14 protein-coding genes are annotated in these 12,929 nt (G+C 66.8%); 9 read left to right on the forward strand and 5 right to left on the reverse strand.

Features of this window, described 5'->3' with window-relative positions; translation table 11 throughout:
- Positions 1-38: 38 nt before the first annotated feature.
- On the forward strand, positions 39-656 hold the full coding sequence (gene yjgA / locus CF70_RS22225) for a ribosome biogenesis factor YjgA (protein WP_414629473.1): 618 nt from the start codon (positions 39-41) through the stop codon (positions 654-656).
- Positions 657-684: 28 nt separating this feature from the next.
- On the forward strand, positions 685-1,338 hold the full coding sequence (mog, locus tag CF70_RS22230) for a molybdopterin adenylyltransferase (RefSeq protein ID WP_081862289.1): 654 nt from the start codon (positions 685-687) through the stop codon (positions 1,336-1,338).
- Between the two features lie 18 nt (positions 1,339-1,356).
- On the opposite strand, the gene CF70_RS22235 is transcribed toward mog, so the two are convergent.
- Together CF70_RS22235 and orn are read right to left on the reverse strand one after the other, a co-directional pair.
- The gene (locus tag CF70_RS22235; protein ID WP_035869760.1) at positions 1,357-2,238 is read right to left on the reverse strand and encodes an AEC family transporter; all 882 of its coding nucleotides are present in this window, start codon (positions 2,236-2,238) and stop codon (positions 1,357-1,359) included.
- 66 nt (positions 2,239-2,304) lie between these two features.
- On the reverse strand, positions 2,305-2,961 hold the full coding sequence (gene orn / locus CF70_RS22240; protein ID WP_035869773.1) for an oligoribonuclease: 657 nt from the start codon (positions 2,959-2,961) through the stop codon (positions 2,305-2,307).
- Positions 2,962-3,158: 197 nt separating this feature from the next.
- On the opposite strand from orn, the gene CF70_RS22245 reads away from it, so the two are divergent.
- Genes CF70_RS22245 through CF70_RS22255 form a run of 3 tightly spaced genes read left to right on the forward strand, consistent with a single transcriptional unit; the run spans position 3,159 to position 5,766 of the window.
- Entirely contained in the window at positions 3,159-4,406 is a 1,248-nt protein-coding gene (locus tag CF70_RS22245; RefSeq protein WP_035869777.1) for a M48 family metallopeptidase, read from the forward strand.
- On the forward strand, positions 4,403-5,419 hold the full coding sequence (rsgA, locus tag CF70_RS22250; RefSeq protein ID WP_035869779.1) for a ribosome small subunit-dependent GTPase A: 1,017 nt from the start codon (positions 4,403-4,405) through the stop codon (positions 5,417-5,419). The genes CF70_RS22245 and rsgA overlap by 4 nt, the downstream gene beginning before the upstream one ends.
- A gap of 38 nt (positions 5,420-5,457) precedes the next feature.
- On the forward strand, positions 5,458-5,766 hold the full coding sequence (locus CF70_RS22255; RefSeq protein ID WP_035869780.1) for a DUF2007 domain-containing protein: 309 nt from the start codon (positions 5,458-5,460) through the stop codon (positions 5,764-5,766).
- A gap of 83 nt (positions 5,767-5,849) precedes the next feature.
- Here CF70_RS22255 and CF70_RS22260 read toward each other — a convergent pair whose 3' ends face one another.
- Positions 5,850-6,842 (reverse strand): CobD/CbiB family protein, encoded by a 993-nt coding sequence (locus CF70_RS22260; protein ID WP_035869781.1) that lies wholly within the window; start codon positions 6,840-6,842, stop codon positions 5,850-5,852.
- 159 nt (positions 6,843-7,001) lie between these two features.
- Positions 7,002-7,700: a pirin family protein gene (locus tag CF70_RS22265; protein ID WP_035869782.1), complete on the reverse strand. Its 699-nt coding sequence runs from the start codon at positions 7,698-7,700 to the stop codon at positions 7,002-7,004.
- A 151-nt stretch (positions 7,701-7,851) separates the two neighbouring features.
- Here CF70_RS22265 and CF70_RS22270 point away from each other — a divergent pair, with 151 nt between their 5' ends.
- Together CF70_RS22270 and gluQRS are read left to right on the forward strand one after the other, a co-directional pair.
- The gene (locus CF70_RS22270; protein ID WP_035869784.1) at positions 7,852-8,775 is read left to right on the forward strand and encodes a LysR family transcriptional regulator; all 924 of its coding nucleotides are present in this window, start codon (positions 7,852-7,854) and stop codon (positions 8,773-8,775) included.
- A 12-nt stretch (positions 8,776-8,787) separates the two neighbouring features.
- Entirely contained in the window at positions 8,788-9,720 is a 933-nt protein-coding gene (gene gluQRS, locus CF70_RS22275; RefSeq protein WP_051648778.1) for a tRNA glutamyl-Q(34) synthetase GluQRS, read from the forward strand.
- A 178-nt stretch (positions 9,721-9,898) separates the two neighbouring features.
- Here the strand turns inward: gluQRS and CF70_RS22280 are convergent, their stop codons facing one another.
- Positions 9,899-11,392: a DEAD/DEAH box helicase gene (locus CF70_RS22280; RefSeq protein ID WP_035869787.1), complete on the reverse strand. Its 1,494-nt coding sequence runs from the start codon at positions 11,390-11,392 to the stop codon at positions 9,899-9,901.
- A 540-nt stretch (positions 11,393-11,932) separates the two neighbouring features.
- On the opposite strand from CF70_RS22280, the gene CF70_RS22285 reads away from it, so the two are divergent.
- On the forward strand, positions 11,933-12,427 hold the full coding sequence (locus CF70_RS22285) for a hypothetical protein (RefSeq protein ID WP_035869791.1): 495 nt from the start codon (positions 11,933-11,935) through the stop codon (positions 12,425-12,427).
- Positions 12,428-12,491: 64 nt separating this feature from the next.
- Positions 12,492-12,929 (forward strand): PspA/IM30 family protein (locus tag CF70_RS22290; protein ID WP_035869793.1); only part of this gene is annotated, 438 nt, incomplete at its 3' end.

The following is a 12,929-nucleotide window of genomic DNA, read 5'->3' on the forward strand; positions in this document are numbered from 1 at the left end:
AGTCCAAACAAGAATCATAGCAAGATAAAATGCCACCCATGACGCGAAACTCCCGCACCTCCCCCCGGAACGCCTCCGGCTTCCCCGGCCAGTTCGCCCCCGAACCGGCCGACGACGACGACCTGCCCAAGAGCAAGTCCCAGAAAAAACGCGATATGCTCGCCCTGCAGGACTTGGGCGTGGAACTCGAAGCGCTGCCCAAGGACCGGCTGGCGCGCGTGCCCATGCCCGAAGCGCTGGCCGACGCCATCCGCGACGCGCGGCGCATCACCAACCACGAAGGCAAGCGCCGCCAGATGCAGTTCGTGGGCAAGGTCATGCGCAAGCTGGACGACGACGAGGTCGAAGCCATCCAGCGCGTGCTGGAAGGCTTCAAGGGCGCCAGCAAGGCCGAGACGGCCAAGCTGCACCTGGTCGAGCGCTGGCGCGAACTGTTGCTGGCGGACGACGCCGCCCTGACCAAGTTCCTGGCCGAACACCCGGCCATCGACGTGCAGGCGCTGCGCAACATCATCCGCAATGCGCGCAAAGAGCACGAGATGAACAAGCCGCCGCGCTATTTCCGCGAGCTGTTCCAGGCCATCAAGAATGCGCTGGAGAGCAAGAAGGCGGCGGCATCCGACGAGCCGCAAGCCGAGCCGGACGCCGAAGAATAACCAGAACGCCAAACCCATTGGGGACAAGATGACGCAAACCACGACGCACGCGATGGTTCATCCCATTGCCCGCAACCATCCGGACGAATTGCTGGTCGGCTTTGTCTCGATCTCCGACCGCGCCTCGGCCGGCACCTACCAGGACGAAGGGATTCCGGCCCTGCGCGAGTGGTTCGGGCGCGCCCTGACCTCGCCCTGGCAAGGCGTGGAGCGCCTTATCCCCGACGAGCAGGCGCTCATCTCCCGCACGCTGATCGAACTGGTCGACGTGGCCGGCTGCGACCTGGTGCTGACCACCGGCGGCACCGGCCCGGCGCGGCGCGACGTCACGCCCGAGGCCACGCTGGCGGTGGGCACCAAGGAAATGCCCGGCTTCGGCGAGCAGATGCGCCAGGTCAGCCTGCACTTCGTGCCCACGGCCATCCTGTCGCGGCAGGTGGCGGTGATCCGCGAAACCGCCAGCCGCGCCGCCCTGATCATCAACCTGCCGGGCCAGCCGCGCGCCATCCGCGAAACCCTGGAAGGCCTGCGCGGCGACGACGGCAAAGCCATCGTGCATGGCATCTTTGCCGCCGTGCCCTACTGCGTCGACCTGATCGGCGGCCCTTACATCGAGACCGACGAGGCCGTGGCCAAGGTGTGGCGCCCCAAGCACGCGATTCGCACCAGGCCGGCGGCCTGAGTCACCGGCGGGGCTGCCTCAGCGCAGCCCCAGATACAGTCCCAGCGGCACGAACACCACCGCGGCGACATTGCCCAGCAGCACGATCGAAGCCACTTGGTCCGGCTCCTGCCGGAAATGATCGGCCACGAGAAAGTTGAGCACGGCCGGCGGCAGCGACGCGAACACAAACAGCAGCCCGCGCTGGAGCTGGGTCAGCGGCACCAGCTGCGCCAGCAGCAAGGCGCAGGCGATGCCGGTCAGCGGACAGGCCACGGCGCCGATCGCGCCCATGCCCCAGTTGCGCAGGCTCACGTCCTTCATGCGCACGCCCAGCGCGAACAGCATCAAGGGCACGGTCGCATCGCCCAGCAGCTTGATCGACTGGAACACTGGCTCGGGCAGCGTGAACCACGGCCGCGCCAGCGACAAACCCACCCCCAGCACCGTCGCCAGCACCATCGGATTGCGCACGATCTGCGTGACCGACGCATGCCGGTTGACGATCTTCATGCCGATGGTGAAGTGCATCAGGTTGGACGCGGCGAACAGCGCCACCGCGGGCGCCAGGCCGACCGGGCCGAAGGCGAACACCGATAGCGGCAAGCCCATGTTGCCGCAGTTGTTGAACATCATCGGCGGCACGAAGGTACGCGGATCCACCCGCAGCAGCCGCGCGCCCAGCCAGGCCAGCAGCCCCGAACCCAGCACCACGGCCACCGCGCAACCCAACAGCACAAGCTGGTCGGCCAGCACGAATTCCTTGCTGACGAAGGCCGACACCACCAGCAACGGCGCGATCACGTCGAGCGTGGCCCGGTTGATGCCGGACATGTCCGGATGCGCGCGGCGCCCGTACAGCCAGCCCACCAGGATGATCAGGATGACCGGCGTGATAATCGAGACGATGCGCGCGAGCATGGGAGTGCGGCAGTTGGACCGAGGCGCCCCTCGGGGCGCCTCGGAAGTGACGTTGGATGGCCCGGATCAGGCGGCCGGAGCAGCCGGAGCAGCGGGCGCTTCGCCCACTGCCACTGCCACTGCCGCTGCCGCCGGCGCGGAATGGCGGATAAAGTGGGTGCGGTAGTAGCGCAGCTCTTCCACCGACTCCAGGATATCGGCCAGCGCGGTGTGCAGCTGGCGCTTGACGAAACCCTTGTGGATGGCCGGCTCCCAGCGCTTGCACAGTTCCTTCAGCGTGGACACGTCGAGGTTGCGGTAGTGGAAGAACGCCTCCAGCTTGGGCATGTAGCGCGCCATGAAGCGGCGGTCCTGGCAGATCGAGTTGCCGCACATGGGCGACTTGCCGGCCGGCACCCAGCGCTTGAGGAAGGCCAGCAGTTCGGCCTCGGCCTGCGCTTCGGTCAGGGTCGATGCCTTGACCTTGTCGATCAGGCCCGAGCGGCCATGGGTGCCCTTGTTCCAGTTGTCCATGCCGTCGAGCACGGCGTCTTCCTGGTGGATCACCAGCACCGGGCCTTCGGCCAGGATATTGAGCTCGGAGTCGGTCACGACGATCGCGATCTCGATGATGCGGTCCGTGTCCGGCATCAGGCCGGTCATCTCCATGTCCAGCCAGATCAGGTTGTTTTCACTCTTGACGGATTTGGCGCCGCTGGGCACGTGGGTATTTTGGCTGGTCATCTGGACTGCAATCGAAGGAGAGGCAAAGAAGGAGGCGCGCCCGGGTTCCCGATGACAAACACGGTCGGAGGGCGCGAACAACTTATAATTCTCGCATATCCGCTGCCGCTCCCGGTTCCAAAGCGGTCCGGCACCCGCTCCGGCGATCCGGCCGCGCCCCGCGTACGCGACGGCTTTACACGACAAGGCTCTGCCCGATGTTCACGTTTCTGTTCCTAGCCGCCCTGATGCTGATGGTCCTGACCAAGCTCTGGCTGGCAGCCCGCCAGGTGCGCCATGTGGCGCAACACCGTCATGCGGTACCCAACCGCTTTGCCGACAGCATCACGCTGTCCTCGCACCAGAAGGCGGCCGACTACACCATCGCCCGCACCCGGCTGTCGATGCTGGAAGTGCTGGCCGGCGCCGCGCTGCTGATCGTCCTGACCATGCTGGGCGGGCTGCAGTGGATCAACCAGTTCTGGCTCGGCACCTTCGGCCCGGGCTATGCCTACAGCGTGGCGCTGATCGCCAGCGTGGCCGTGATCGGCGGGCTGGTCGACCTGCCCTTCTCGCTCTATGGCCAGTTCGGCATCGAGCAGCGCTTTGGCTTCAACCGCATGAGCTGGAAGCTCTACCTGGCCGACCTGGCCAAGATGGCCGTCGTCGGCTGCGCGCTGGGCCTGCCGCTGCTGCTCGCCGTCCTGTGGCTCATGGAACATATGGGGCAATACTGGTGGGTATGGACGTGGCTGACGTGGATCGCCTTCACGATCTTCGTGCAGATGATTGCGCCCTCGGTGATCATGCCCATGTTCAACCGCTTCGAGCCGCTCGCCAACGCCACGCTGGAAGCGCGCATCAAGCGCCTGCTGGAAAAATGCGGCTTCCGCAGCCGTGGCCTCTTCGTCATGGACGGCAGCAAGCGCAGCGCGCACGGCAACGCGTACTTCACCGGTTTCGGCGCCGCCAAGCGCATCGTCTTCTTCGACACGCTGATGGAGCGCCTGGCCGACGACGAGATCGAAGCCGTGCTCGCGCACGAGCTCGGCCACTTCAAGCGCCGCCATATCCTCAAGGGCATGCTGGTGAGCTTCGCGCTGAGCCTGGCCTTCCTGGCCGCGCTGGGGTGGCTGGCCAGCCGTGCCTGGTTCTACACCGGCCTGGGCGTGCTGCCCAATCTCGGCACGACCAACCATGCGCTCGCCCTGGTCCTGTTCTTCCTGACGCTGCCTGTGTTCACCTTTCTGCTCGGGCCGCTGGCCAGCCAGACCTCGCGCCGCCATGAGTTCGAGGCCGATGCCTTCGCCGCCGGCCAGACCGATGCCGGCCACCTGGTCTCGGCACTGGTCAAGCTCTACAAGGACAATGCCTCTACCTTGACGCCCGACCCGATCTACAGCGCGTTCTACTACTCGCACCCACCAGCGGCGCAGCGGATCGACCGCCTGCTGGCGCAGGCATGAGCCGCGCCGCCCGGGGAGGCCCGCAGCGCGCCGCAAGCGCTGCCAAGGCCAACGCCAATGGCGCCGCCGAGGAAGCGCTGATCGTCGCCGCGCACGGCCGTCACTATGTGATCGAGCTGGACGACGGCAGCCGCCTGCACGGCTTCCCGCGCGGCAAGCGCAGCGAGTGCGCGGTGGGCGACCGCGTCACCATCGAGCGCGCCGCCTCCGACCAGTGCGTGATCACCGGCTTCAAGCCGCGCAAGAACCTGCTGCACCGCTCCGACCAGTTCAAGTCCAAGCTGCTGGCAGCCAATATCGACCAGGTGGTGATCGTGCTGGCGACCGAGCCGGGCTTCTCGGAAGACCTGCTCGGGCGGGCGCTGGTGTCGGCCGAGGCGCTCGGCATCCGGCCACTGATCATCCTCAACAAGATCGACCTGACCGAGCGGCTGGAAGAAGCCCGCGGCCGGCTGGCGCTATACCAGGAGCTGGGCTACGAGACGCTGTTCCTGTCGGTGCACGGCTCGCCGGAAGATACGCTGGCGCAACTGCGCCCGCAGCTGGCGCACCGCGCCAGCATCCTGATCGGCCAGTCGGGCATGGGCAAGTCCTCGCTGCTGAACCTGCTGATCCCCGGCGTGGAAGCGCAGACGCGGGAAATCTCGGCCAAGCTGGATTCGGGCAAGCACACCACCACCTTTACCCGCCTCTACCACCTGCCGGCCAGCGTGGATGGCGACACATCCATGGATGGCGAAAGCAACGATCCCCAGGCCCGCCAGCGCGGCTGCCTGATCGATTCTCCGGGCTTCCAGGAATTCGGCCTGCATCACCTGAGCGAAGGCATGCTGGAGCGTGCCTTCCCGGAATTCCGCCCGCGCCTGACCGAGTGCCGCTTCTACAACTGCCATCACATCAACGAGCCCGGCTGCGGCGTGCTGGAATCGATGAAGGCAGGCGAGATCTCCGGACGGCGCCACCAGCTCTACACGCAGCTCCTGCACGAATCCCGCCAGCAAAAGCCGTGGTAAGGTGATCGGGTGTGCCTGCAACGGCATGCCCGATCCCTATGAAACTACTGCTGTCGACCCCCTCCCTAGTCCATGCGGCGCACTGCCAGAACTTGCTGGAAGCCGCCGGCATCCGTGCCGAAATGCGCAATACCTGGCTGGCCGGCGCGATGGGCGATATCCCGTTCCGCGAGAGCGCACCGCAGGTCTGGCTGATCGACGACGACATGGAAACCCAGGCCTGGGCGGTACTGCGCGCGGCGGCCAATCCGGAGCCGGGGCCACGGTGGCAATGCCTGTCATGCGGGGAATGGCACGAAGCGCAGTTCAATTCGTGCTGGCAATGCGGGGCGCCGCGGCAGCCTTAGCGCGCATAAGAGTACATAAGAGCGCACAAACAAAACGCCCCCGGCAAGCGCGGGGGGTGACGATAGCGGGATGGCAATCCGGCTCAGCCGACCCAGAGCGCCAGCGACAGCATCGCCAGCAGCAGCATCCACAACACCACGGCACGCCACACCAGGCCAATCGCCGATTGCAGCGTGCGCACGTTCGGCTCCATGCCGAATTCGGGCGCGGCCGGCTCAGGCTCGCTGTCGTCCTCCATGCCGGGCGCATAGTCGATGGCCGGGCCAGCCAGGCTGGTGCGCAGCACCACGGTGGAATCCTCCTCGGCCAGCGGCGCGCCCAGGCGCACGCCAAGCGCGCCGCCGCCACTGGCGAGCAGGATGCCGTTGACGGCATCGTTCCACTTGCGTGCGTGGTTGCGCCAGGCATAGACCGCATCCTCGAAATTACCGACGATGGCAAAGCCGACCGCGGTCAGCCGCGAGGGAATCCAGTCCAGCAGGTAGAAGGCGCGCGCGGCAAACCGCCCCAGCGCGGGGCTGCGCTCGGTGGAAGGCAGGTTCCAGTGGCGCGCGAGGTATTCGGCGATACGGTACAAGACGACGCCGCCCGGGCCGATCGGCACCAGGAACCAGAAGAACACGCCAAACACATGCCGGTGGACCGCCACGATGGCGGCTTCCAGCGTATGCCGCACGATCTCGGTGACAGGCATTTCAAGGGTTTCGAGACCGGTCCACTGGTGCAGCAGCGCGCGGGCGCGTGGCAGGTCGTCGCGATTGAGCGCTTCGTGGATATCGGTGAAGAAGTGGCTGAACTGTCGGAATCCGAGGGTCAGGTAGAGCAGCAGGACGTTCCAGGCGAGCGTGAGCGCCACACTGATGGAGGCCAGCAGGTAGTGCACCACCATGGCGGTCAGCGTCAGTGGCAGCACCACCGTGAACCACGCCAGCGCCGTATCGCGCGGGCGCCCGGTGTCGAAGGCGTGCTCCGCCCGCTCGGCCAGCACGCGCACGATGTCGTAGATCGGATTGTTGCGGCCCAGGGCGCGGAACTGCTCGGCGATCAGCGCGAGGAGGACAGATACAAAAGTCATCTCTGGAGTGGATGTCGAAGGCCAGGGCACGCCAGGCGGCACGTGTGCCGGCCCGGTCGCTTATCTATAGCGAGACGATAGCACACGGCAAACCCGCCCAGAGAAAGCGCCGCAGCCCGCCGGCATGGCGGGCGGGCTGCGTGCTCTTCAAGCGGCGCTTCAGGGCAGGTCAAACACCAGCACTTCGGCACCATCGCCATGGGTCAGGGTCACCGCGTCGGCGCCTTCCAGCTGCGCGGCATCGCCCGCCTCCAGTGCCTTGCCGTTGACGGTGACACGCCCGCGCGCCACATGCACGTAGGCGCGCCGCTTTGGCGCCAGGGCCAGTGTGGCGGACTCGTCGCCGTCGAACAGGCCAGCATACAGGCGCATGTCCTGGTGGATCACCACCGAGCCCTCGGCGCCGTCCCGGCTGCCGACCAGGCGCAGGCGACCGCGCTTTTCCGCGGGCTCGAAGCGCCTTTCCTCGTAGCCAGGCTCGAGATCGGCCGTCTCCGGCAGGATCCAGATCTGCAGGAAGTGCGTGGTGTCGTGCGCGGCGTGGTTGTACTCCGAGTGGCGCACGCCGGTCCCCGCGCTCATGCGCTGCACATCGCCGGGGCGAATCACGCTGCCGTTGCCCATGCTGTCCTTGTGGGCCAGCTCGCCTTCCAGCACATAGCTGATGATTTCCATGTCGCGGTGGCCGTGGGTGCCGAAACCCATGCCCGGTGCGACGCGGTCCTCATTGATGACGCGCAACGGCCCGAACTGGACGTGCTTGGGATCGTAGTAGTCCGCGAAGGAAAAGGTGTGATAAGACTTGAGCCAGCCATGATCCGCAAAACCGCGTTCGCCCGCCTTTCTGATTTCAATCATTTTGACGGCCCTCCTTCAGGCCTTATCGGCGCAGCAGCTGGGTTACAACCTAGCCCTGGCCTTGCACTACGTTTCAATGCTAGGCAGTTTAGGGCGGCAGGCGTATATTTGGCGGGACGATCTTAGAAGCATTCATTCAGAATTTCTGAACATGGCACTCTCTCTCGAATCCCTGGAAGTTCTCGATGCCATCGAGCGCAAAGGCAGCTTTGCCGCCGCCGCGCACGAGATGGGCAAAGTGCCTTCGGCGCTTACCTATGTGGTACGCAAGCTGGAGGAGGACCTGGACGTCCTGCTGTTCGACCGCCGCCGCCACCGCGCCGAACTCACCCCCGCCGGACGCGCCCTGCTGGACGAGGGCCGCCACCTGTTGCACGCCGCGGACGACCTGGCCCGCCGCGTCAAGCGGCTGGCCACCGGTTGGGAAGCCACGCTGACCATCGTGGTGGACGACCTGATCAACTTCCGTGCCCTGCTGCCGGTCATCCACGACTTCTACACCGAGAATACCGCCACCCGGCTGCGCTTTGCCAAGGAGGTGCTGGGCGGCGCCTGGGATGCGCTGGTCAGCAGCCGCGCCGACCTGGTGATCGGCGGCGCCTACGATGCGCCGAGCACCCAGGGTTTCCAGGTACGCCCGCTGGGCACCATGCCCTTTGTCTTCGCGGTGGCCGCGCATCATCCGCTGGCGAACGAACCGGGTCCGCTGACCACCCTGCAGATCGCCAAGCACCGCATCGTGGCGGTGGGCGATACCTCGCGCAACCTGCCGGCCCGCACCCATGGCGTGCTCGCCGGGCAGGACGTGCTGGTGGTACCCACCATGCGCGACAAGCTCGAGGCGCAGATCCGCGGGCTGGGCTGCGGCTGGCTGCCGGCGCCGATGGCGCAGCCCTTCATCGAGAGCGGCGTGCTGCTTGCGCGCGAAACGCTCGAAGTGCGCAACCCCGGCAATTTCAAGGTGGCCTGGCGCACCAGCACGCGCGGCAAGGCGCTGCAATGGTGGGCCAACAAGCTGGAAGATCCGCGCCTGGCGCAAGCCCTGCTCCAACAACAGCCGGGCCAGCCCGACTAACGCACCGCCGCCATGTCCGTCCACCCGAGCCCGGCGCCCGGCTACCGGGGCCGTTTTGCCCCCTCCCCCACCGGCCCGCTGCATATGGGGTCGCTCGTCACCGCGCTGGCCAGCTGGCTTGACGCCCGCGCCCATCGCGGGAGCTGGCTGGTGCGCGTCGAAGACATCGACTATCCCCGCTGCGTGCGCGGCGCCGACCTGCAGATCCTGCAGGCGCTGGCCCGCCTCAGCCTGCATCCGGACGAGCCGCCGCAGTGGCAGAGCCGGCACGAGGCGCGCTATGCCGAGGCGCTGCGCAAGCTGGACGCCGATCATCGGATTTATCCCTGCGGCTGTTCACGCAAGGAAATCGCGGACTCGCTATTGCATGCGCGCGAACGGCACCAGACCCTGGCCTATCCCGGCACCTGCCGCGATGGCCTGCATGGCAAGCTGCCGCGCGCCTGGCGGGTGCGGGTGCCGGACGGCGATGCCGCGCTGATCTGCTTCGACGATCGCTGGCAAGGCCGGCAATGCCAGGACCTGGCGACCGAGCTTGGCGACTTCGTGCTGCGCCGCGCCGACGGCTTGTGGGCCTACCAGCTGGCCGTGGTGGTCGACGATGGCGATCAGGGCATCACGCATATCGTGCGCGGCGCCGACCTGCTCGACTCCACGCCGCGGCAGATCCACCTGCAGCATCTGCTGGGGCTGCCGACACCGTCGTACCTGCACGTGCCGGTGGTGACCAACGCGCTCGGCGAGAAGCTCAGCAAGCAAAGCGGCGCGCAGGCCATCGACGAGCTCGATCCGCTGGCGGCGCTGCGCACGGCCGGCGCGCACCTGGGGCTGGCGAGCCACGCGCAATCGGTGGACAGCTGGCTGAGCGATGCCACGGCCGGCTGGGCCGCGCTGCCGCGGAACCTGGCGGCGGGCACCGCGCGGGAATACAAGACTGGCGCTTGATCCTGCCCCTGCGTAAAGGTAAAGGTAAAGGTAAAGGCCAACTCTATGCCTTCCAGCGCCTTGAATCCGGCGAAGCCTCGCGCAACCGCACCCCGTGCAAGCCTGACGTCCAGGCAACAAAAAAGCGCCCGAGGGCGCTTTTTTGTTTGCTGCGGCGAAACGCTTCGCGCCAGCCGGCTCAGGACTTGCGAGGCACGCCGCCAAGCAGCGCCGCCAGTTGCCGCTTGGGCGCCGGACGGCCACGGCCGAAGGCGGCGGCGTTGCTATCCGTCACGTCGGGCTGGGCGGCAATCGCGCTGCTGCTCGGCTCGTAAGGACGCGAGAAAAAAGAGTCGTCGGACGGACGGAACGCGTTGCGCGAGCTGGCCGGATCGTTCCGGCGCGGACGCGGTTCCTCGCTCTCGCCATTGCCGCGCGGCCGGCGCACGTCGCTGCTGCGTGCCCGGCGGCGGTCGCCTTCCTCGGCACGGGCGCTGGCGCCGGTGGGATCGAAACCCTCCAGCGGCGTGCGCGGGATGCTGCGCTTGAGCAGCTTCTCGATATCGACCAGCAGGCGCTCGTCGCCCGGCACGTAAATCGACAGCGCGTCGCCGCTGGCGCCGGCACGGCCGGTACGGCCGATACGGTGAACGTAGTCTTCGGCGCTGTACGGCAGGTCGAAGTTGATCACGCACGGCATGTCGGGAATATCGAGGCCGCGCGCCGCCACGTCGGTGGCGACCAGGGCATCGATACTGCCTTGCTTGAAGCCATCGAGCGTCTGCATGCGCTCGGTCTGGGTCTTGTCGCCATGGATGGCGGCGGCGTTGATGCCCTCGCGCTCCAGGTGGCGCGCCAGGCGCGAGCAGCCGATCTTGCTGTTGACGAAGACGATGCACTGGCGCGACAGGCCTTCGGCGGCGCGCTTCTTCAGCAAATGCACCACGGCGGCCTGCTTGTGGCCGTCTTCGACCTGGAACACGGTCTGGCGCACGTTCTCGTTGGCCGAGTTGCTGCGCGCCACTTCGATGGTGACCGGCTCGCGCAGGTAGCTGGCGGCCAGCCGCTTGATTTCGTTCGAGAAGGTGGCCGAGAACAGCAGCGTCTGGCGCTGTGCCGGTAGCAGGTTGATGATGCGCTGCAGGTCGGGCAGGAAGCCCATGTCGAGCATGCGGTCGGCCTCGTCCAGCACCAGCATCTGCACTTGCGACAGGTTCACCGATTTCTGCTGCACGTGATCGAGCAGCCGGCCCGGGGTGGCCACCAGGATTTCCACGCCGCGGCGCAAGGCTTCGGTTTGCGGGTTCATGTCGACGCCGCCGAACACCACCGTGCTGCGCAGGTCGGTGAAGCGCGCGTAGCGGGCCACATTGTCGTAGACCTGGTCGGCCAGTTCGCGCGTGGGGGTCAGCATCAGGGCACGCACCGGGTGGCGTGCCGGCGAGGCGCTGGCATTGGCCATCGGCAGCAGCCGCTGGATGATCGGCAGCGCGAAGCCGGCGGTCTTGCCAGTGCCGGTCTGCGCCGCGCCCATCACGTCCTTGCCGAGCAAGACCACGGGGATCGCCTGCTCCTGGATGGGCGTGGGCTTGGTGTAGCCCTGCTCGGACAGTGCGCGCTGGATGCGGGCGTCCAGGCCGAAGCTGTCGAAGGTGATCTCGGGGGTGGTCTGGTCGGTGGTCGTAGTCGTCATGGTTTCCGTGTCTTGCAGGAGGCGAACCCGGCGCCAACGGACACGCGTCTTGAACCGAGCAGGGGAGATCTGCGCATGGATTTAAGGCCCGGCCGCATGGTGCGCGCCCTGCTGGCGCGACCGCCGCGAACCGTCGTCTGTCCTTGCCTCTGCAGGGCGATTCCGCCGCGAGATCAATAGCTCATGTAAATCAAAGACTTAGATTGTAGCATTTGCAGCCCGGATAAGGGTAGTGCGAGTGTGGCGGCTACGCCAGTTTCGGCCGGGCGGATTTCAATTTCGTGTCACGCGGGCACGGCACCATGGCTATGCGGGGGGCCAAACCCGGCCATTGCAAGGCTGGTTTGCCCAAGAGTCGCCCCAGGCCTGGCTTTGCGGCGTGGCGGCGAGCGATTCGCCGCTGCTCGCGCCTGAGGCCCAGCCGGCCGCCGCCGCTCGCCACGCTGGATCGGTGAAATGTCATTTTTTGTTTACAAACGTATACGAGGAGTGGCGAGTGACCTATGCTTGGTTCCAGTGATCCGAACCAGGCAGAACCCGATGCAAACCGTCTCCGTCCGCATTCCCGAAGAAGACCTCGCCTGGCTGGCCGGCATCGAGTTGCCGGGCGCCAGCAGTCCCAGCGACAAGATCCGTGCCCTGCTGGCCGACGCGCGCCGGCGCGCGGACGGCTCCTCCGACTACATCGGCTGCGTCGCGCTCCTGCGCGAACAGGTGCGCCCCCTGCTCGACGCCACCCAAACCCTGGAGCATGAGCACCAGCAGCACTCGGAAATCGTCCCGATGCTGGCCATGCAATTGCCCGAACTGATGGCCAGCCTGATCGCGGGCGTGCCGTCCGGCGACCGGGCACCGGCGCAGGCACGGGAGCTGGAGGCCCGCCTCACTGCCCGCGCCATGCGCATGCTGCTCGGCCTGTTGCGCCTCGCGGTGACCCGGCGCACCCCGGCCTATGATCCCGCCGTACTGGACGCCTACGTACCGGAAGTGTTAGAACTGGCAAAACTGATACATAGCGCACGGCAGCCTGACTGAACGCGTTTCTTGTTGCGCCGCCTTCGCTGCGCGGCGTCTTAACGTTGCACCGAGGAATCACACCATGACGACAGAAGGCCTGGGTAACCGCGTGAAACGACTGCTGACCGCCAATGTGCACGCTTTGGTCAGCTCGCTGGAAAGCCGTACGCCGCAAGCTGTGCTGGAGCAGTACCTGCGCGAGTTCGACGAGGTGATCGCGCAGGCGCGGGTCGGGCTCGGCCAGCACGAGGCGGCCAAGCACCAGGCCGCCAAGGCCATCGCGCGGCTCAACAACGAGATCGAGCGGCTCGACGAGCAGGTGACGATTGCGCTCAACCACGGCGACGACGCCGCGGCGCGCGCGGGGACCGAGCGCCAGATCGACCTGGAGGACCAGCTCGGCACGCTCAATGCCAGTTTGCAGGAGGCGGTGGAAAAGTCCGTGGCGACCGAGACCGACCTGCTGGGCCTGCGCGCCAAGCGCGCCGAGATGGAACAGGCGCTGGCCGGGATGGTGGCC

The sequence above is a fragment of the Cupriavidus sp. SK-3 genome (assembly GCF_000611145.1).
Lineage (GTDB): Bacteria > Pseudomonadota > Gammaproteobacteria > Burkholderiales > Burkholderiaceae > Cupriavidus.

What these genes read in the sequence shown, in the direction of transcription:
- yjgA (WP_414629473.1), top strand. Translation starts at nt 39, where the DNA reads ATGACGCGAAACTCCCGCACCTCCCCCCGGAACGCCTCCGGCTTCCCC.
- mog (WP_081862289.1), top strand. Translation starts at nt 685, where the DNA reads ATGACGCAAACCACGACGCACGCGATGGTTCATCCCATTGCCCGCAAC.
- CF70_RS22235 (WP_035869760.1), bottom strand. Translation starts at nt 2,238, where the DNA reads ATGCTCGCGCGCATCGTCTCGATTATCACGCCGGTCATCCTGATCATC.
- orn (WP_035869773.1), bottom strand. Translation starts at nt 2,961, where the DNA reads ATGACCAGCCAAAATACCCACGTGCCCAGCGGCGCCAAATCCGTCAAG.
- CF70_RS22245 (WP_035869777.1), top strand. Translation starts at nt 3,159, where the DNA reads ATGTTCACGTTTCTGTTCCTAGCCGCCCTGATGCTGATGGTCCTGACC.
- rsgA (WP_035869779.1), top strand. Translation starts at nt 4,403, where the DNA reads ATGAGCCGCGCCGCCCGGGGAGGCCCGCAGCGCGCCGCAAGCGCTGCC.
- CF70_RS22255 (WP_035869780.1), top strand. Translation starts at nt 5,458, where the DNA reads ATGAAACTACTGCTGTCGACCCCCTCCCTAGTCCATGCGGCGCACTGC.
- CF70_RS22260 (WP_035869781.1), bottom strand. Translation starts at nt 6,842, where the DNA reads ATGACTTTTGTATCTGTCCTCCTCGCGCTGATCGCCGAGCAGTTCCGC.
- CF70_RS22265 (WP_035869782.1), bottom strand. Translation starts at nt 7,700, where the DNA reads ATGATTGAAATCAGAAAGGCGGGCGAACGCGGTTTTGCGGATCATGGC.
- CF70_RS22270 (WP_035869784.1), top strand. Translation starts at nt 7,852, where the DNA reads ATGGCACTCTCTCTCGAATCCCTGGAAGTTCTCGATGCCATCGAGCGC.
- gluQRS (WP_051648778.1), top strand. Translation starts at nt 8,788, where the DNA reads ATGTCCGTCCACCCGAGCCCGGCGCCCGGCTACCGGGGCCGTTTTGCC.
- CF70_RS22280 (WP_035869787.1), bottom strand. Translation starts at nt 11,392, where the DNA reads ATGACGACTACGACCACCGACCAGACCACCCCCGAGATCACCTTCGAC.
- CF70_RS22285 (WP_035869791.1), top strand. Translation starts at nt 11,933, where the DNA reads ATGCAAACCGTCTCCGTCCGCATTCCCGAAGAAGACCTCGCCTGGCTG.